Annotated in this window: 21 protein-coding genes and 1 riboswitch; of the genes, 11 read left to right on the top strand and 10 right to left on the bottom strand. The window is 65.3% G+C overall.

Annotated elements, in window-relative coordinates:
- Positions 1-16: 16 nt before the first annotated feature.
- The 9 genes from G568_RS19745 to G568_RS0113870 are packed head-to-tail and all read right to left on the bottom strand — an operon-like array spanning position 17 to position 7606.
- Complete coding sequence (locus tag G568_RS19745) at positions 17-1021, bottom strand: TonB family protein (protein WP_051203017.1); 1005 nt, start codon at positions 1019-1021, stop codon at positions 17-19.
- Positions 1018-1407, bottom strand: a complete 390-nt coding sequence (locus G568_RS0113905; protein WP_026758608.1) for an ExbD/TolR family protein — start codon at positions 1405-1407, stop codon at positions 1018-1020. The genes G568_RS19745 and G568_RS0113905 overlap by 4 nt, the downstream gene beginning before the upstream one ends.
- Entirely contained in the window at positions 1407-1796 is a 390-nt protein-coding gene (locus G568_RS0113900; RefSeq protein ID WP_026758607.1) for an ExbD/TolR family protein, read from the bottom strand. The genes G568_RS0113905 and G568_RS0113900 overlap by 1 nt, the downstream gene beginning before the upstream one ends.
- Entirely contained in the window at positions 1796-2440 is a 645-nt protein-coding gene (locus G568_RS18900; RefSeq protein ID WP_037374206.1) for a MotA/TolQ/ExbB proton channel family protein, read from the bottom strand. The genes G568_RS0113900 and G568_RS18900 overlap by 1 nt, the downstream gene beginning before the upstream one ends.
- Positions 2440-3132: an adenosylcobinamide amidohydrolase gene (locus G568_RS0113890; RefSeq protein ID WP_026758606.1), complete on the bottom strand. Its 693-nt coding sequence runs from the start codon at positions 3130-3132 to the stop codon at positions 2440-2442. Before G568_RS0113890 ends, G568_RS18900 begins: the two co-directional genes overlap by 1 nt.
- Entirely contained in the window at positions 3129-3887 is a 759-nt protein-coding gene (locus G568_RS0113885; RefSeq protein WP_026758605.1) for an ABC transporter ATP-binding protein, read from the bottom strand. The genes G568_RS0113890 and G568_RS0113885 overlap by 4 nt, the downstream gene beginning before the upstream one ends.
- Positions 3884-4867, bottom strand: coding sequence for a FecCD family ABC transporter permease (locus G568_RS0113880; protein WP_037374203.1), 984 nt, complete (start codon positions 4865-4867; stop codon positions 3884-3886). Before G568_RS0113880 ends, G568_RS0113885 begins: the two co-directional genes overlap by 4 nt.
- Entirely contained in the window at positions 4864-5646 is a 783-nt protein-coding gene (locus G568_RS0113875; RefSeq protein ID WP_051203015.1) for an ABC transporter substrate-binding protein, read from the bottom strand. Before G568_RS0113875 ends, G568_RS0113880 begins: the two co-directional genes overlap by 4 nt.
- Positions 5647-5692: 46 nt before the next feature.
- Complete coding sequence (locus tag G568_RS0113870) at positions 5693-7606, bottom strand: TonB-dependent receptor plug domain-containing protein (protein WP_026758602.1); 1914 nt, start codon at positions 7604-7606, stop codon at positions 5693-5695.
- 142 nt (positions 7607-7748) lie between these two features.
- Positions 7749-7942, bottom strand: a riboswitch (cobalamin riboswitch).
- 138 nt (positions 7943-8080) lie between these two features.
- Here G568_RS0113870 and G568_RS0113865 point away from each other — a divergent pair.
- The 3 genes from G568_RS0113865 (at position 8081) to G568_RS0113855 (ending at position 11633) form a co-directional block, all read left to right on the top strand.
- Entirely contained in the window at positions 8081-9409 is a 1329-nt protein-coding gene (locus G568_RS0113865) for an NAD(P)-dependent oxidoreductase (protein ID WP_026758601.1), read from the top strand.
- Between the two features lie 3 nt (positions 9410-9412).
- Positions 9413-10714, top strand: coding sequence for an NAD-dependent dihydropyrimidine dehydrogenase subunit PreA (gene preA / locus G568_RS0113860; protein ID WP_026758600.1), 1302 nt, complete (start codon positions 9413-9415; stop codon positions 10712-10714).
- Positions 10715-10913: 199 nt separating this feature from the next.
- On the top strand, positions 10914-11633 hold the full coding sequence (locus G568_RS0113855) for an NYN domain-containing protein (RefSeq protein ID WP_026758599.1): 720 nt from the start codon (positions 10914-10916) through the stop codon (positions 11631-11633).
- A gap of 6 nt (positions 11634-11639) precedes the next feature.
- Here G568_RS0113855 and G568_RS0113850 read toward each other — a convergent pair whose 3' ends face one another.
- Positions 11640-12257, bottom strand: coding sequence for a TetR/AcrR family transcriptional regulator (locus G568_RS0113850; protein WP_026758598.1), 618 nt, complete (start codon positions 12255-12257; stop codon positions 11640-11642).
- 125 nt (positions 12258-12382) lie between these two features.
- On the opposite strand from G568_RS0113850, the gene mbfA reads away from it, so the two are divergent.
- The 8 genes from mbfA to G568_RS0113810 all read left to right on the top strand — a co-directional run bounded on the left by mbfA (position 12383) and on the right by G568_RS0113810 (position 18878).
- Positions 12383-13357, top strand: coding sequence for an iron exporter MbfA (gene mbfA / locus G568_RS0113845; RefSeq protein WP_026758597.1), 975 nt, complete (start codon positions 12383-12385; stop codon positions 13355-13357).
- Between the two features lie 85 nt (positions 13358-13442).
- Positions 13443-14372: an AEC family transporter gene (locus G568_RS0113840; RefSeq protein ID WP_026758596.1), complete on the top strand. Its 930-nt coding sequence runs from the start codon at positions 13443-13445 to the stop codon at positions 14370-14372.
- Positions 14373-14431: 59 nt separating this feature from the next.
- Complete coding sequence (locus G568_RS0113835) at positions 14432-15127, top strand: nitroreductase family protein (RefSeq protein WP_026758595.1); 696 nt, start codon at positions 14432-14434, stop codon at positions 15125-15127.
- Positions 15127-15957 carry an S-formylglutathione hydrolase gene (gene fghA, locus G568_RS0113830; protein WP_026758594.1) on the top strand — a complete coding sequence of 277 codons (831 nt, stop codon included), beginning with the start codon at positions 15127-15129 and terminating at the stop codon, positions 15955-15957. Before G568_RS0113835 ends, fghA begins: the two co-directional genes overlap by 1 nt.
- Positions 15954-16418 carry a YaiI/YqxD family protein gene (locus tag G568_RS0113825; RefSeq protein ID WP_026758593.1) on the top strand — a complete coding sequence of 155 codons (465 nt, stop codon included), beginning with the start codon at positions 15954-15956 and terminating at the stop codon, positions 16416-16418. The genes fghA and G568_RS0113825 overlap by 4 nt, the downstream gene beginning before the upstream one ends.
- A complete protein-coding gene (locus G568_RS0113820; RefSeq protein ID WP_026758592.1) occupies positions 16415-17035 on the top strand; it encodes an HAD-IA family hydrolase in 621 nt (206 codons plus the stop codon). Before G568_RS0113825 ends, G568_RS0113820 begins: the two co-directional genes overlap by 4 nt.
- A complete protein-coding gene (locus tag G568_RS0113815; RefSeq protein WP_026758591.1) occupies positions 17032-17949 on the top strand; it encodes an ornithine cyclodeaminase family protein in 918 nt (305 codons plus the stop codon). The genes G568_RS0113820 and G568_RS0113815 overlap by 4 nt, the downstream gene beginning before the upstream one ends.
- Positions 17946-18878: an alpha/beta fold hydrolase gene (locus G568_RS0113810; protein WP_026758590.1), complete on the top strand. Its 933-nt coding sequence runs from the start codon at positions 17946-17948 to the stop codon at positions 18876-18878. The genes G568_RS0113815 and G568_RS0113810 overlap by 4 nt, the downstream gene beginning before the upstream one ends.
- Positions 18879-18880: the final 2 nt, after the last annotated feature.

Genomic DNA, 18880 nt, shown 5'->3' with positions numbered 1-18880 from the left:
AAGCGGTCGCCGCGCCTTAGCGGCGAAAGGTGATCGGCAAGCTGAATTTGTAACCAGACAGCGACAGCGCCTCGGGCGCGGCCGGCAGGCGCGCGCGCCGCACCGCCGCCACCGCGGCCGCGTCCAGTGCCGCCACCCCGGACGAGGCCGCGACGCGCACCGCGCTCAATGCGCCGCTGCGGCTGACGGTCAGGTGCACGGTCACCGTGCCGCTTTGACGGGCGCCGCGCGGATAGCGCTTGCCGCGCTCGATGCTGCGCCGGATGCCCGCGCCCCAATGCGCCAGTTGCGCGCGCCGTGCTGCGGTGTCGCCGGTGCTGACATCGGCTTTGCCCTGTTTGCCGCGCGCGGTCTTGCCCCCCGTGCCTGCGGCCTGCTGCGCCGGGGCGGCGCGGCTGTCCACGCTGGCCTTTTGCACCGGCTTTGGCGGCTCGGGGCGTTGCTTTGGGCGTGCGGACCGTTCCGGCGCGGCGCGCGGCGTTGGCGGTGCGGCGCTGGCGGTGTCGATCTTGGGGGCTTGCGCGCGCGGCGCGGGCGCGGTGGGGCGGGGGGCCTCGGCGCGCTCAGGCGCGTCGGGGCTGGCGGTCGGCACTGGCGGCTCAAGGTCCGGCGATTGCGGCGGCGCGGATAGGGTGGTCATCTTCGCCAAGGCATCGGGCACCGGCAGCGGCAGGGGCGGCGCGCTTGCCGTATCCGGCAGCGGCGGCGTCGCGCCCTCTGTCGCATCCGGCTGCGCGGGGGATTTGCCACGGTGCGGTGCATCGCTTACCTGCGGCAACGCGACCATCCGGCGATCAGGCTCTGCCGCCTCGGGCGCATCAAGCGCCTCGGCCACCTCCGGCGGGCGTTCCCACACCGTCACCATCTGCGCGATGCTGTCATTCGAGGCCTCCAGCGATGTCAGCGCCGCGCCCTGCGCGCCCGACGAGGTAACGCCGCTACCCGGTGACAGCACCCATAGCCCCACATGCGCCGCCGCCGCGACGCACAGGCAGGATATGAACTCCACCCCCCGGATCATCGCGGCACCGTGACCAATTCGATACCGCGCAGATCCAGCGTCGAAAGCCGCGCCATGATCCGCGCCAGGTCTTGCGCCGGGGCGTCCGCATCGGCCCGTATCAGCACCGGCGCGCGCGGGTCTGCGCGCGCCTCGATAGCGGCGCGCACCGCATCAAACCCGCGCGCCTTGGCAAAGGCCACGGTGCCGCGCGCATCCAGATAAATCGCATCGTGCGTCCCCGCCTGCGCGCCTTCGCCCGCCTCGGGCGGGCTCACCTCCACCGGGTCGGGCGGGGCGATCTGCGCTGTCATCAGGAAAAAGATCAGCAGCAGGAAAACCACGTTAATCATCGGCACGATGCTGGCGTCAAAGTTGCGCGTTCTGCGGGGGGTGTCGAACTGCATCACTGTCCCTCCACCACGATCAACCGGCTTAGCCCCGCCGCGCGCAGGGTGTCGGCCACGCGCACCAACTCCTGCACCGTCGCCGCCCCCTTGGGGCGCAGCACCACCATGTCATCGGGCGCGTCCATCAACGGCGCCAGCCGCGCCGCCAGATCCTCCAGCGCCACCGCCCGCCCGTTCAGCGTCAGCGCCCCCTCGGCCTTCACCGACACCAGGCGCGGCGGCCCGTCATAGCCCGCCGCATCCCCGCCCGCCGCCGCCAGCGGTAGCGCCATGTCGCCGCCGAACCGCGCCGCCAGCATGAAGAACACCAGCAGCAGGAACACCACGTCGATCATAGGTGTCAGGCTGGGCTTGCGCGCGCGGCGGGGTTGGGCAAAAGCGAACATTACCGCGCCTCCTCGGGGCCCGGGGCGGCGCGGGTAAAGATGCGCGTGGCGGCATCCTCCATGTCGGCCTGCACGCGGTCGGCGACGCTCTCGAACCACGTCAGGGCCATCGACGCCGGGATCGCCACCGCCATGCCTGCGGCGGTGGTCAACAGCGCCTCCCATATCCCGCCGGCCAGTGCGGCAGGGTCTGCGCGGCTACCGGTTTCCTGCAACGCCTGGAACGCCTCGATCATGCCCAGAACCGTGCCCAACAGGCCGATCAGCGGCGCGATCGTCGCGATCAGCTCAAGCGGCCTAAGCCCGGCGCGCGCCTCGGCCAGCAGGGCGCGTGCCACGCGGGTGGTTTCCTCGCGCGCGTGCGCCTCGTCCCGGCCGGGCGCGCCTGCCACCCGCATCGCCGCCAACGCCAGCCGCGCACGCAATCCCCCGCGCCCGGCCAACGCCTCTTGCGCGGCGGCATCCTCGTGCCGGGCCCACAGCGCCACCGCCCGCGCCGTGGCCTGCCCGGCCCACGCACCCAGCCGCAGCAACCGCAGCACCTTCCACAAGATCAGTGTCAGTGTCAGAACCGACAGCACGGCAATCACCCAAAGGGCCGGACCGCCCTTTTGCAGGAACCCGATCAGTGCACCCGTCTCCATCATCTCGTCCTTTCGCCTTGCGCCGTCGCCGCCTTGGGGCGGCGCACATGCAGCATCCAGTCCCGCGTGCCCGCCAGAACCGCGTCGTAAACGGCGCGGCCCACGGCCTCGCCTATCTCAGTATGCAGGCCGGCGTAGTCCATGGGGCCAGTCGGCGCAGCCACGGCAATGCAATCGGTGCCGGTGCCCGTTGCCCGCCCGCCGGGCAGGTCCGGCCCCGCCTCGATCACTGCCGTGGTGCGGGCCTGCGCCGTGATGCTCATCGCCTCCAGCAGCGCCGCCTCGCTTAAACCGCCCGCGGCCGCGTCGATCACCACGGCGATGTTAATGGTGCCCCAGTCATGGCCGCTGCGGTCCATCCGGGTGCCGACGCGCTCGGCGTTAGACAGGCCCACCGTCGCCACCACCCGCGCGCGCACCGCGCCCACCTGCGCGCTGCGATCCACGTAGGCGCCCACGTCGCGCGATGTCAGGAACGCCACCGCGTCGCCCGCCCCGCGCGCCGCCAGTTGCGCACCATACCACTCGGTCACGTCCAGATCCCGGGGCAGGTCGGCGTTGCGCACCTCGCGCCACAGGATCTGTTGCGCCGTGACGATGCCGGGCCGGTTCACCGCCCAGCTCAGCACGCGCATCGCCCTGCCCAGATCAAGGCATAGCCACGGGCGCTCAAGGCTCAGACCGGCCGTCATTCGATCACCTCCAGCGGTTGAAACACCGGCCCGTGCGGCGTGTCCGCGAACCACGCGTTCACATGAAACACCCGCGCAAGGTTGTCGGGCGTCAGAACGTCGCCCGGCGGTCCGTCGGCGACAATCCCGCCTTCGCCCAGCAATAGCAGCCGCGTGCAATGCCGCGCCGCCAGCCCCAGATCATGCAGCGACGCGATCACCGCGCGCCCGTCGCGCGCCAGCCCGGCGAATACCTGCATCGTGGCGATCTGATGCGCGGGGTCGAGCCCTGCAATCGGCTCGTCCGCCATCAGAAGCGGCGTATCCTGCGCCAGCGCCCGCGCGATTAGGACGCGCGCCTGTTCGCCGCCCGACAGCCGCGTCGCGGTGCGGTGGCGCATGCCCTCCAGACCCATCGCCGCCAGCGCCGCATCGACATGCGCCTGATCCTCCGCCGACAGGCGCCGGCCCGTCGGCAGGTGCGGCACCCGGCCAAGGGCCACCAGCGCCTCGACGCTGACCGGCCACGCGATATCGCGCGCCTGCGGCATCCACGCCGCGTGCCGCGCCCGGTCCACCGCCCGGTGATCCAATAGCGAAGAGTGCCCCCGCGCCGCCACCAACCCAAGCGCCGCGCGCATCAGCGTCGTCTTGCCCGCGCCGTTCGGCCCGATCAGGCCGACGAACTCGCCCGCCTCGATGCGCGCGCTTACCCCGGCAAAGATGGCCCGCCCGCGCAGGTCGACCGCCAGATCATCAAGCGCCAGCAGGGTCATGGCAGTTCCCTCCGCGTCTTGTAGATCAGGTGCAAAAACAGCGGCGCCCCAACCAGCGCCGTCAGCACGCCCAGCTTCAGGTCGCGCTCGGGCAGGATCAGGCGCACCGCCAGATCTGCCGCCAGAACCATCACCGCGCCGCCCAGTGCCGATGCCCACAACAGGCGCGATGGCCGCGCCCCCACCAGCGGCCGCAGGATATGCGGCACCACCAGCCCGACAAACCCGATCGCGCCCGCCACCGCCGTTGCCGCGCCCACCACGCAGGCCGTGCCGACAACCAGCACCAGCCGCATCCGCGTGAGGCGCACGCCCATCGACGCCGCCGCATCCTCGCCCAGCGTCAGCGCATCCAACCCCCGCCCCAGCGGCAGCAGCATCGCCCAACCGACCACCATCAGCGGTAGCGCCAGGCCCACATGCATCATTGATCGGTCCGCCAGCGATCCCATCATCCAGAACACGATCTCGTTCGCCGCGAACGGGTTCGATGACAGGTTCAAGACCAGCGACGTCAGCGCCGCTGCCATCGCTGAAATCGCGATCCCCGCCAGGATCAGCGTCAGGGACGACCCCCGCGGCCCCGCCAGCGCGATCACCAGCGCGACGCCGGCCAACGCCCCTGCCAGCGCCGATAGCGGCAGACCATAGGCCCACGCCGCCGAAAACCCGGTATGGATCGCCACCACCGCGCCCAAGGCGGCCGATCCCGACACCCCGATCAACCCCGGCTCGGCCAGCGGGTTGCGCAGGTAGCCCTGCATCGCCGCCCCCGACAGGCCCAGGCTCAGCCCGATCATCACCGCCAGCAGGGCGCGCGGCAGGCGGATCTCCTGCATCACCAGCGGCGCCGGCCCCTCGCCCCCCAGGATCAGCGCGCGCAGCCCCTCGATCGCGCCGATCTGCGCCGGGCCGACCAGCAGCGCCGCGATGAACAGCGCCGCGCACAAGATAGCAAGAGCCGCGAACACCCGGATCATCCTTCGCCCTCCAACGCCTTGCGGCGCAAATCGCCCAACCCTTCGACCGCGCGCAATACCTGCGGCGTGCCGCAGATCCAATCGCGATCGCGCACCTCGGCCGATGGCCGGCTACGCCTGAGCAGTTCCACCGCCGGATGATCCAGGATCGCCTCGGATCGCGTCTCGCCGGAATAGGAGGTGCCGGAAATCAGCGCCTCGGGCGCGTACATCACCAACTGTTCCAACGGCATCACCCGCCCGCCGGTGATGCCGGCCTTGGCGGCGGTGTTGGAAAACCCAGCCGTCAGCAGGATCTGCCCCGCCAGCGTCTTGTCGCCCAACGTGTAGCCGTTGGCGTAATACAGCGCCGCCTCGGGCCGCCGCTCCACCTCGGCGCGCAACGCGGACAGCCGTTCCTCGAACCGCGCGGCGGCACGCTTGCCCGCCTCCTCGCGGCCCAGCAGCGCGCCCATCCGCTCCAGCGCCGCACCGATATCGTCCATCGACCGGGCCGGCGCGAATGTCTCTACCCGGATGCCCAGCCGCCGCAGCATCCCGACGCTGGCGCGCGACGAATACTGCCCCGCCAGCACCAAATCGGGCCGCAGCGCGTGCACCTCCTCGGCGCGGGCGTGGTTGATCGTGTAGCCCCGCGCCTGTTCCACCATCGCCGAGGCGCGCGGGTCCACCGCCAGGTCGGACACCGACACAAGCTGCCCCTTTGCGGCCAGCAGCATCGCCAACTGGTCGGTGCACAGGTTCATCGAAACCACCCGGCGCGGGGCCGGGTCGGCCATGGCCGTCTCCCCCGCGAAAGCGAGGGCCAAGCCGAACGATATGAGCCTAGAAAGAAGCACGAACACCGAAATACGCCGCGCGGCCCGAGGTGCCGTAGCCGCGGATCGTCTGGTAATCCTCATCAAACAGGTTGTCCACGCGCAGATAGGCCTCAGTCTGGTCAGACAGTTGGTGCGTCACACTCATTCCGACGACCGTATAATCGGGCATCGGTCCCTGCCTGTCGATCCGGTCGGCCACGTGCTGCAACGATAGTCTTGCGGTGGTTTGCGCGCCGGTATCTACGCTCAAGCCCAGGCTGAGGTCATGGCGCGGCAGGCCAGTCAGCCGATCGCCCTGAGGGTCGGCCGTATCCAGCAAGGTATAGCTGCCATCCAGCGTGAGGCGCTGGGACAGCGGCACCGTCGCCGCCAGTTCGAGCCCCTGGCGCAGGGTCTTGCCACTCTCGTTTTCATAGGTCGACTGAGTGCCTGGCTGGCACCCGGAAAAGTTGGCAGTCAGTGGGCAGGAACTGTACCGGATCTCGTTGTCGAACTCCTGGTGGAAAACGGTGGCCGACAGCTTGCCACCGCGACCGAAAAAGCGATCCACACCGATCTCGACAGCGTCGTTGGTTTCGGGCTGCAGGTTCGGGTTGCCGCGCGTCGGATAATTGCCCGGATAAAAAGCGAACAACTCATTCGTCGAGGGCGGGCGATACCCGCTCGAGATCATGCCGCGCAACACCGTTTCAGTATCGGGGCGATAGGCGACGGTCAGCCGGCCGGTATTGAAGCCGCCAAAGCTGCTGTGTTGGTCATGCCGCAGGGTGCCCGTGACATCCAGCCGGTCGGACGGGCTGTAGATGAGTTCGGCAAACACCCCATGCTGGTCAAGTGTCGCGCTGCCACCGGGAATCGTAGTGGAGCGAACTTTGTCGCGTGTGGCATCCGCCCCGAGAGAAAGTTTCCAGGCCGCACCGAAATCGCGGCTGAGTGTATAGTTGAACTGCGTCCGCTCGCCCCGAAATGCCGACTCGAATGTCTCGGCAAAACCGCTGACCGTGGGGGATACCGACGCCCGGTCGATCTGGTAATAGGACAATTGCCCGGCGTTGCGCCATGCGCCGATATCGGAATTCAGGAAAATCCGTGCGCCCGTCTCGGCAGCGGCAGAGGTTTCGTCGGGCGTTCCATCCTGGGGTGTGGCACCATATTCATCGAATTCGCTTTCGCTCAAACGGCGGAAGGCGTTGGCGCCGATGGTCAGACCTGGCGCCAGGTCATAGGCCGCGCCCAGTGCCAACCGTTCGCGGCTGAACCCGTCGGCCTCGGTATTGCCCGCGCTTTCATCGGCGGCCGAAAAGCCCGCCGAGCGTACCTTGCTGATCGCCATCGCAAGGGTCAGCGGGCCTTCGCTCTGTGTCATGTTGAACCCCGCCGACGCGGTGTCGTGGCTGCCGGCCTCAAGCGCGACGTCATAGCGCAGCCCTTCGGGCGCTGTTTCCAACCCGAGCGTCTCAAGCGTCAGAACCCCGGCTGCGGCCGTGCCCCCATACAAGGCCGACTGCGCGCCGCGCAGCAGTTCGGCGCGATTGAACACCATCCCCGACAGGCCGCCGAAGTCATTGAAGCCCGCCTGTGTCGCAGAAGGGTCGGAGACGTCGATTCCATCTATCCGCACCGCGATGTACTCGCTCCCCAGCCCACGCACGTTGACCGTCGCTGAAGTGCCCATGGGCCCGTTCTGAACCACGCTGACGCCCGGCAAACTGTCCAGCGTTCCCAGCAAGCTGGGCGAGGTCGCATCATGCAGGTCGTCCGCTTCGAGCGTGCTCACCGCCGACCCGCTGCGGCTGATCTCGGTCGGGGTGAGGTTGGCGCTCACCGTGATCTCGTCCAGATCCAGAACCTGCGCGCCGGCCATCATGGGCGCGGTGCTCAGCCAGAGAATCGCAAGGGGGGAAAGCGGATGCTTCATCGTCTCGTGTCCTTTCCTTCATGGCCCGTTTCTCGGGTCCATGCTGGGGTGTGATTGCCCGGAAAGGTGTCTGCGGCCTTCCCGGACGGTTCGGGTGCCACCACGACGGAAAGACCGTTATCCACGGCGCGCCCCGCGCCCGGATAGGGTGATCGCTCTGGCAGGTCTCCTGACTTGCGGGTCGTCGCTCCACCGGGCCTTCCCGTCATGTCGCCATGACAGTGGCAGATGCCGATGTCGCTCACCGCTCACAGTTGCGGGGGCAGTCGCGGTATTGAACCGCGTTCCCTTTTCACCGGGTGCGTGAACACCCGGACCAAAGCCCCTTCGCACTAGCGCGCAGCCCCGCATCGGTCAAGGCCCGAGGCCGCAGAGGCCGCGATTTTCAAATCGCCTAAATTTTACCGTTTGATAAAAAATAGAATTGTGAAATACTGACCCCAGCAAAAAAGCACTGAAACAGTGGAGGTAGCCATGACAGACAAAACCCTCGAGCCGGGGGTCGTGCCCGGCCGGCTTGATGCGTCAGCCTATGACGCGCATTTCTCGGACCTGCATCCGCCGCTAGAAGGGCACGAGGCCCTCGTAGCCGCGGATCGCTGCTATTTCTGCCACGACGCGCCCTGCGTCACGGCCTGCCCGACCGATATCGACATTCCCCTGTTCATCCGGCAAATCGCCACCGGCACCCCGGAATCGGCCGCGCGCACCATCTTCAACCAGAACATCCTCGGCGGCATGTGCGCCCGCGTGTGCCCGACCGAGACCCTGTGCGAAGAGGCCTGCGTGCGCGAGCTGGCCGAGGGCAAGCCGGTCGAGATCGGCCGCCTGCAACGCTACGCCACCGATACGCTTATGGATCAGGACGTGCACCCGTTCACCCGCGCCGCGCCCACGGGCAAGTCGCTTGCCGTCGTTGGTGCCGGGCCGGCGGGCCTTGCCTGCGCGCACCGCGCCGCGATGCTGGGCCATGACGTGACGATCTACGACGCGCGACCCAAGCCCGGCGGGCTCAATGAATTCGGCATTGCCGCCTATAAATCCACCGATGATTTCGCCGCGCGCGAGGTGGATTGGCTGATGCAGATCGGCGGCATCACCCTGCGCCACGGACAGGCGCTTGGCCGTGACATCACCCTTGATGCCCTGCAAAAACAGCACGACGCGGTGTTCCTTGGCCTCGGCCTTGGCGCGGTCAATGCGCTTGGCCTTGAGGGCGAGGACAAGGGCGGTCTCGAAGACGCCGTCGATTTCATCGCCGAGCTGCGGCAGGCATCGGACCTGTCCAAGCTGCCTATCGGGCGCGACGTGGTGGTGATCGGCGGCGGTATGACGGCCATCGACGCCGCCGTCCAGGCCAAGCTGCTTGGCGCGCTCAACGTCAGCCTGGTCTACCGCCGCGGCCGCGAGCGCATGAACGCCAGCGCGTTCGAACAGGATCTCGCCGCGTCCAAGGGCGTGCGCATCATAACCAACGCCACGCCCAAGGCGATTCACGGCAACGGCGCCGTGCGCGAGATCGAGTTCGAATACACCGACGACGACCTGACGCCGACCGGCCAGACCGTGCGCCTGCCCGCCGACCAGGTGTTCAAGGCCATCGGGCAAAAGCTCGAAGGCGCGGGCCTTCCTGCGCTGGACGGCGGCAAGATCGCCGTGCAAGGGGCCGGGCGCACCTCGGTCGATGGCGTCTGGGCCGGTGGCGATTGCGCCGCTGGCGGCGATGACCTGACCGTGACGGCAGTGGCCGAGGGCCGCGACGCCGCCGAAGACATCCATTCACACCTGACTGCGGAGGGCTGAGCCATGGCAGACCTGACAAGCGATTTCGTTGGCATCAAATCCCCCAACCCATTCTGGCTGGCCTCTGCGCCGCCCACCGACAAGGAATACAACGTCCGCCGCGCCTTCGAGGCCGGCTGGGGCGGCGTCGTGTGGAAAACGCTGGGCGAGGACCCGCCGATCGTCAACGTCAACGGCCCGCGCTACGGCGCGATCTGGGGCGCTGACCGGCGGCTTCTGGGCCTCAACAACATCGAACTGATCACCGATCGCACGCTCGAGGTAAACCTGCGCGAGATCAAGCAGGTCAAGCGCGACTACCCCAACCATGCGGTCGTCGTCTCGCTGATGGTCCCCTGCGTCGAGGAATCGTGGAAACACATCCTGCCGCTGGTCGAAGATACCGGCGCCGACGGGATCGAGTTGAACTTCGGTTGCCCGCACGGCATGTCCGAACGCGGCATGGGCTCGGCCGTGGGGCAGGTGCCTGAGTATATCGAGATGGTTACCCGCTGGTGCAAGCAAAACACCCGCATGCCTGTGATCGTTAAACTCACGCCCAACATCACCGACATCCGCAAACCCGCCATCGCCGCGCAACAGGGCGGCGCCGACGCGGTCAGCCTGATCAACACGATCAACTCCATCGTGTCGGTTGACCTCGATAGCTTCGCCCCCGAACCCGTGATCGACGGCAAGGGCGCGCATGGTGGCTATTGCGGCCCGGCGGTGAAGCCGATCGCGCTCAACATGGTGGCCGAGATCGCCCGCAACCCCGAAACCGCCGATCTGCCCATCTCGGGGATCGGCGGCGTGACCACGTGGCGCGACGCGGCCGAGTTCATGACCCTGGGCGCCGGCAACGTGCAGGTGTGCACCGCCGCCATGACCTATGGCTTCAAGGTGGTGCAGGAGATGATCTCGGGCCTGTCGCAGTGGATGGACGAAAAGGGCTTCACCTCAACCGATCAGATCGTGCGCCGCGCGGTGCCCAACTGCTCGGACTGGCAGCACCTGAACCTCAATTACGTGGCCAAGGCCGTGATCGATCAGGATGCCTGTATCAAATGCGGCCGCTGCTACGCCGCCTGCGAGGATACCAGCCACCAGGCCATCGCCATGTCCGAGGATCGCGTGTTCACCGTCAAGGACGAGGAATGCGTCGCCTGCAACCTGTGCGTCAACGTCTGCCCGGTCGAAGGCTGCATCACCATGGAGCCGATGGAGCCCGGCACCATCGACCCCCGCACCGGCCGCAAGGTCGAGGCGGAATATGCCAACTGGACGACCCACCCCAACAACCCCGGCGCCTGCGCCGCGGAATAATCGGTGCGCGCCCGCCCGTCCGTGGGGCGGGCGCGTTTCATTGCGTCCCCGGCGGGGGTGAGCGAACGCCCTGTTAAACACGCAAATTTCGGCCAAGCGTACGTGGCGTACGCTTGCGGCATCGAAACGTCCGTTTTGGACGATTCGCGCCTGACCCCTTTTCACCTTGGTACGATTCGGGCACAAAGGGGTTAATCGAATGCAAAACCAACGTCCGCCGCTTCTGGCCGTTCTGATCGATGCCGACAACACATCGCCGAAGTGGACCAAGGCCGTGTTCGACGAGATCGCCGCCGTCGGCGAAGCAAGCGTGCGCCGCTGCTACGGCGACTTTTCCTCGCAGCAGATGAGCGGCTGGAACAAGGTGCAGGCCGAGTTCGGCCTCGTGCCGCATCACCAGCCCGCCAATACCGTGGGCAAGAACGCCAGCGACATCGCCTTGGTGATCGACGCGATGGACCTGATGCATTCGGGCCGCTTCGACGGGTTCGTCCTTGTCAGCTCTGACAGCGACTTCACCCGACTGGCCAGCCGCATCCGCGAACAGGGGCTGGATGTCTACGGCATCGGCGCCAAGAAAACGCCCGAGGCGTTTCGAAAAGCATGTAAGCGGTTCATTTTCCTTGAAAATCTGGAAGGCGCTCCAGCCACGGACAAGCCCGCCACCAAGACCACCAAGCAGGCAACCGGGGATTTGAACGAGGCGCGCGATCTGATCCTCAAGGCGATGGACAGCATCGATCAAGAAGATGACTGGTACGCGCTCGGCCCGCTTGGGCAGTTCATCACCGCCGCAAATCCCGATTTCGACACGCGCAGTTATGGCAAGAAAAAGCTCAGCGACCTGATCTCGGATCTGAAGATTTTCGAAACCCGGCGGGGGTCGGGAAACCAACTGCTTGTGCGGCGCCTCGACTGATCGCGTTCAGGCACCGTAGCGGGCAAGAAAGGTCTTGCTCGCCTCACCGGCGATGCGGTCGATCTCGGCCTCGTCAAATTCGCTCTGAATGCCAAAAACCGCACGGGACCAAAGGGTTGCCTTGCACAGCTCGGCAAACTGATCCGCTGCCAGATCGAAATCATCAATAGCCAATTCGCCCCGCGCCTCGGCCGCGCGCAAGTATTCGCACAGGCGTCTGCGGCCCAATACCGGGCCACTTTCATAGAACGCGCGCCCCAGTTCGGGAAAGCGGTCCGCCTCGGCCACGCAAATGCGAAACACCCGCTGCGAGAAATCAGACAGGACAATGCCAAGCAACTGGCGCGCCGCCTCGGTCAACACCTCTTGCGGCGGGCGGTCCTTATCGATCAGCTTCAGCGCCAATTCGGCCTGACGGTTGCATTCGCTGCGCACGACCTCGGTGAACATCTGGCGCTTGTCGGCGAAGTAGCTATAGATCGTGGCCTTGGAAACCCTTGAAACGCGGGCGATTTCGTCCACTGACGCGCCCTCGAACCCGTCTGACAGAAACACCTGCCGCGCCCCATCAAGTACCTGGTCGAACTTGCGGCCCCGATGGATTTGCATGTCGCGCGCGGTCATTCGGTCCCCTTTGCCGTATACAGCATTACGCATCCGGCCCGGTTGCGGCAAGGCACCTTTGGTGTTTCCTTGTTGCTGCCCATTCAAAAAGAAATATATTGGAACTGTTCCAAGGTGAGGGTCTCATGCGCTTCTTTACACAACGCCGACATTTCAAGGACTTGAGCGAACAAGAGGTTCTCGCCCTCGCCATCTCCTCCGAAGAGGATGACGCCCGCATCTACCGCAGCTATGCCGAGATGCTGCGCGCCGATTATCCCGACACCGCCAAGATGTTCGAGGGCATGGCGCGCGAGGAGGACGATCACCGCCAGAGCCTGATCGAGCTTCACAAAGAGCGTTTCGGCGAAACCATCCCTTTGATTCGACGCGAACACGTCGCCGGCTACTACGCCCGGCGGCCTGTTTGGTTAATGGAAAACTTGGGCATCGACCGCATCCGCGCTGAGGCCGAAGCCATGGAACGCGACGCCGAACATTTCTACCTAACCGCCGCCGCCCACACCTCCCACGCCCCCACCCGCAAGTTGTTGGGTGATCTGGCAGCCGCCGAGGCAGGGCACCAAGCCACCGCCGAGAAGCTGGAAAACAAGCATTTGCAAGAGGATGCGCGCGCCGCCGAAGACCGCAAATCGCATCGCCAGTTCGTGCTGACTTGGGTGCAGCCGGGTCTTGCGGGGTTGATGGATGGCTCTGTTTCGACCCTTGCGCCGATCTTTGCCACGGCGTTCGCGACGCAAGATACCTGGACGACATTTCTGGTCGGGCTCGCAGCATCCGTCGGCGCAGGTATCTCGATGGGCTTTACCGAGGCCGCCTCTGACGACGGCGAGCTATCGGGCCGTGGCTCGCCGGTCAAACGCGGGTTCGCATCGGGCATCATGACGACGTTGGGCGGTTTGGGGCATGCTTTGCCTTATCTCATCCCGGATTTCTGGACCGCCACGACCATCGCCTTCGCCATTGTTTTCATTGAGCTTTGGGCGATTGTCTGGATTCAGAACCGGTTCATGCAGACGCCATTCTTGCGCGCGACGTTCCAGGTTGTGCTGGGCGGGGCGTTGGTGTTTGCCGCCGGTGTGTTGATCGGCAGCGGATAGCGCCCCGGTGCAATCAGGCGACAGGACATGCCTTGAGGTGGTGTTGGCAATTGACCTCCGCTGGCGGCATGGTAACTGCTAGCGGATGATCGAAATTCTGCTCAAGACGTTGCCGTTCTTCGCGGTCATAGGCCTGGGGTACGGGGCCGGGCGCACGGGGTTCTTTACCGAAGCGGCGACAGCTTGGCTAACCAAGTTTGTTTTCTATTTTGCGCTCTCGGCGATGCTGTTCCGGTTCTCGGCCAACCTGTCGCTGACCGAGGTATTCGATCTGCGCTTTGTGGTGGCTTATCTCTGGGGCACCGCGTTCGTTTACGCGATCGCAACCATCGTGGCCTTTGTGCGCGGCCTTGATGTCGAGGAGTCGGCGGTCGAGGCGCAATGTGCGGTGGTTGGCAATGTCGGCTTTCTGGGTGTGCCGATGCTGGTGATGCTCTTGGGCGATGCCGCGATAGGCCCGGTGATGCTGGTGTTGGCCGTTGACCTGATCGTGTTCGGCAGCCTCATTGTGATTCTGGTTACCGGATCGCGCGATGGTCGGGTGTCCGTGCGGATCCTGCGCACTGTTGGCCTCGGCCTACTCAGGAACCCGATGATCGTCTCGATCACGGTGGGCCTGACTTGGTCCGCGCTGAGCATCCCAATTCCCGGGCCGCTCAACGAGTTTGTCATTCTGCTAGGCGCCGCGGCGACGCCCGGTGCGTTGTTTGCCATCGGTGCATCGCTGGCGTCGAAATCGGCCGAGCGCGTGGCGGTGGCAGGGTGGCTTTCGTTCTCCAAGCTGGTCCTGCACCCCGCCTTCGTGGCGTTCGCTGCGCTGGTGTTGTTCCCGGTCGAGCCCTATGCCGCTGGCGTAATGATCGCTGCAGCCAGCCTGCCGGTGGCGGGCAACGTTTATATCCTGGCGCAGCATTACGGGATAGCGCCGCATCGCGTGTCTGCCTCCATCCTGATATCGACGGCGTTTAGCATATTGACCGTCTCGGTTGTGATCGGCTGGGTTTCCATGCTCTGATCTTGCCGGGCGCGCCGCCCTGCGATAGCGATGATCCGAACGCAGTCAGCGGGGATAAAATGGGACAGGACAAACCAGTGTACGAGGCGGTACCGCTGCCCGATCGGCGCGAGATCAGCGATGATGAGATGCTGCAGGAGGCGGAGGAGTTTCTTGCCCGAGCGAAGACCCGTCATAGTATCCGTGAGTACTCTGATCGGCCCGTTCAGCGCGCAGTGATTGACGCCTGTATCGCCGCGGCGGGCACTGCGCCCTCGGGCGCAAATCAACAGCCCTGGCATTTCGTCGCTATCTCGGATCCGGAAATGAAAGCGCGCGTTCGCGAGGCGGCCGAGCAGGAAGAAGAAAAGTTCTACGCCGGCGGCGGCGGGGATGAATGGCTTTCCGCGCTAGAGCCAATTGGCACCGACGCCGCCAAGCCGCACCTGACGATAGCGCCATGGTTGATCGTGATCTTCGCGCAACGCTGGGGCTGGCGCGATGGCGAAAAGGTCAAGCACTACTACGTTCCCGAAAGCGTTGGCATCGCCACGGGTATGTTGATCACCGCGCTGCACCATGCCGGGCTATCGTGCCTGACACACACGCCTAACCCGATGCGCTTTCTCAATGATCTTTGTGGTCGTCCCGACAACGAGAAACCCGTGATGATCCTGGCCGTGGGGCACCCGGCCGAGGATGCCACCGTGCCCGCCGTCGCCAAGAAAAAGAAGCCGCTGAACGAGATTATGACTGCCTTCGAAGGAGAGACCTGATGGAAACCCTATCCGAGAACCGCTGCTTTGGTGGTGTGCAAGGCGTCTACAAACACGCCTCGGACTCGACAGATTGCGACATGACCTTTGGTCTTTTCCTGCCGGAAGAGGCGCAAGACGGACCGGTGCCGGTGCTGTGGTATCTGTCGGGGCTGACCTGCACGCATGAGAACGCAATGGTCAAAGCCGGTGCACAAGGGTGGGCGGCCGAGCAGGGTATCGCGCTTGTGTTTCCAGACACCTCGCCGCGCGGCGAGGGGGTCGCAGATGACGATGCCTATGATCTGGGGCAGGGCGCGGGGTTTTACGTGAATGCCACGCAAACACCGTGGGCGCCGCATTTTCGTATGTGGGATTACGTGGCTGACGAGTTGCCTGCCCTTCTGGCGCGCGATTTCCCCATTGATGCCGATCGCCAATCGATCACCGGCCATTCCATGGGCGGACATGGGGCGCTGACACTCGCCATGGGCCTGCCGGGGCAATACCGCTCGGTTTCGGCGTTCGCACCCATCTGCAACCCGTCCGCAGCGGATTGGGGACGCAAGCAACTGGCTGCTTACCTGGGCGAGGATCAAGATGCATGGGCCCCGCATGATGCGACGCTGATGATGCGCGAGAAAGGGCTGGATATCCCCCTATTGACGGATACCGGCACCGCCGATCAGTTCGTTGAGATGCTGCGCCCCGAGGCGCTGGCCGAGGCAACCGCCGCGCGCAGGGTGCCGGCCACGCTGAGGCTGCAGCCGGGCTATGACCATAGCTATTTTTTCGTGTCCACCTTCATGGAGGATCACGTGACCTTTCATGCCGAGGCGCTCTACGCGTGATCTACCTTGATGCCGATGCCTGTCCTGTCAAAGCCGAGGCCGAGCGCGTGGCTACGCGCCACGGGGTACGCCTGTTCGTGGTGTCCAATGGCGGGCTGCGCCCTTCGGCCAATCCGCTGATCGAAACGGTGATTGTACCCGATGGCCCGGACGTGGCGGACATGTGGATCGCCGATCGCGCCGGGGTGGGTGATGTTGTCGTGACGGGGGATATTCCCCTGGCCGCAAAATGCGTGGCGGCAGGTGCGCGCGTCCTCAAGCACAATGGCGAGGCCCTGACCGAGGCGAATATCGGCGATGTGCTGGCGACGCGCGACCTGATGACCGATATGCGTGCAGCCGACCCGTTTCGCCAAGGCGGGGGCAAGGCGTTTACCAAGGCAGACCGTTCGCGGTTCCTCGATGCGTTGGAGCGCGAATTGCGCGCGGCCGCCCGGAACGCCGCAGGAGGTCCGCGATGACAGCCAAAGCCGTGGTGTTTGATATCGGCAACGTGCTGATCGAATGGCAACCAGAGCGGTTCTTTGATCGCCATATCGGCCCCGAGCGGCGGCGCCTCTTGTTCGCAGAGGTGGATTTGCACGGTGCCAACGACAAGGTCGATAGAGGCGCGTCCCTGGCCGAAACGATTGCTGAGCTGGCTGCGGTCACGCCCCATTTGGCCGACGAGATCCAGATGTGGCACGATCACTGGATCGATATCGCGGGTCCTACGATCTCGCGCTCGGTGCGCTTGCTGCGCGCGTTGCGCCGAAGGGGGGTGCCGGTCATGGCGCTGTCAAACTTCGGTATTGAGACGTTTCGCCTTGCGCAGGCGCGATATCCCTTCCTGGACGAGTTCGACCGCCGGTTCATCTCGGGTCATCTTGGGGTGATAAAGCCGGCGGAGGAAATATACCGCATCGTCGAGCGCGATTGCGAACATGCGCCCAATGAGTTGTTGTTCACTGACGACAGGCGCGACAACATTGACACCGCCGCGGCAAGGGGCTGGAACGTTCATCTGTTTGACGGGGCGGACGGGCTGGCGCAGGTTTTGGTGGCGCACGGATTGCTGCCGGAGGAGGAGACACAATGACAATTACCATTATCCCATTCACCGAGGGGCAGGAGCTTCTGGATTGGATCGCGCTTACGGATGCGATGAAACAGGGGCACACAATGCCCCGCGCGGAAATCGCCGACAGTTTGCTTTATCGCGATTCCGACACCCTGCTTTCGCGGGCGGCCTGGATCGATGGGCTGGGCCTTGCGGTGAAGTCGGCTACCATTTTCCCGGGCAATCCCGCCAAGGGGAAACCAACGGTTAATGGCGGTGTCAGTCTCTACTCGGACAGTGATGGCACGCTTGAAGCGATTGTGGATTTTCATCTGGTTACCAAGTGGAAAACCGCCGGAGACAGCTTGCTTGCAGCGCGCATGCTGGCGCGCCCTGATAGCCGTGAGATCCTGATCGTGGGCGCCGGCACTGTCGGTCGCTCCCTGCGTGAGGCCTATGGCGCGGCGTTTCCCGAGGCGCGTTTTACCGTCTGGAACCGCACCCACGCCAATGCCGAGGCGATGGCCGCCGAATACCCCGGAATGGCGGTGGCTGACGATCTGGAAACGGCGGTGCGCGCGGCTGATATCGTGACGTCCGCGACAATGAGCACCGAGCCGGTCTTGAAGGGGGCTTGGCTGCAACCGGGGCAACATATCGACCTGATTGGCGCGTATCGCCCGGACATGCGGGAAATGGACGACGAAGGCCTGAAGCGGGCACGCCTGTTCGTGGACAGTTTTGACACGACAGTGGGCCATATCGGCGAGGTGAAGATCCCGATGGAAGCCGGGACAATCGCGCGCGATGATCTAATTGCCGACTACTACAGCCCGGACACCTTTGCCCGCACATCAGATGACGAGATCACCCTGTTCAAGAACGGTGGCGGCGCGCATCTGGACCTGATGACAAGCCGCTATATCCTTGATGCGTGGCGCGCGGCGCAATGATCTGGGCCATCGCGGGGATGGTCGCGTTGGCCGTGCTGGCGGCGTGGCCGTTCGTGATGGAATGGCGCAAGCAATCCGTAGAGGCCGTCCGCCGCGCGGGTGCGCCCGGGCAGATTGCGCACCTTCCGCAGGGTGATACGCACTACAATTGGGCCGGGCCGCAGGACGGGCCGGTGGCGGTTTGCGTGCACGGCCTGACGACGCCGTCCCAGGCGTGGATCGGTGTCGCGGACGGGTTGGCCGAAATGGGCTACCGTGTGCTTAGCTATGATCTATATGGGCGCGGCTATTCCGACAGGCCCGGCGGCATTCAGGACAGGGCGCATTTCTTGCGCCAGTTGGACGATTTGCTTTCGAATCAGGGCGTTGGGGACGACATCACGCTGCTGGGCTATTCCATGGGGGGCGCTATCGCATCGGCGTTCGCGGCGACTGAGCCGGGACGCCTGCGGCACCTGATCTTGGTTGCCCCTGCTGGTATGGGACATGACCTTGGCCCGATGGCGCGGATCACACGTGATGTGCCCGGGCTGGGCGATTGGCTGTTCCGAGTGGCGTTTGCACGTGGCCATCGCAATGCGACCGAAGCAGAGCGGCACGCGCCCGCGACACCGTCCGACATCGTTGATATCCAGCAGGCCGAGCTTGGCCGGCGCGGCTTTGTTCCTGCGATCCTTGCTTCGCTGCGCGGGATGCTGAAGGGCAATTCTGAGGCGGAGCATCGCCGGATTGCCGCCGCTGGCATTCCAGTTTTGGCGATATGGGGGCGCGAGGATACGGTGATCCCGCTATCGGCGCGCGATGTTCTTGCGGCGTGGAACCCGCAGGCGCGCCATGCAATCATCGATGGGGCGGGGCATGGCCTGCCGTACACGCACAGCACCAAGGTGATCGCGGCGATCCGGGCCGAAGTGACCGACAGCGCGTGAAC

Source organism: Sediminimonas qiaohouensis DSM 21189, assembly GCF_000423645.1.
GTDB lineage: Bacteria > Pseudomonadota > Alphaproteobacteria > Rhodobacterales > Rhodobacteraceae > Sediminimonas > Sediminimonas qiaohouensis.
This window is presented reverse-complemented; position numbering and strand designations above follow the sequence as displayed.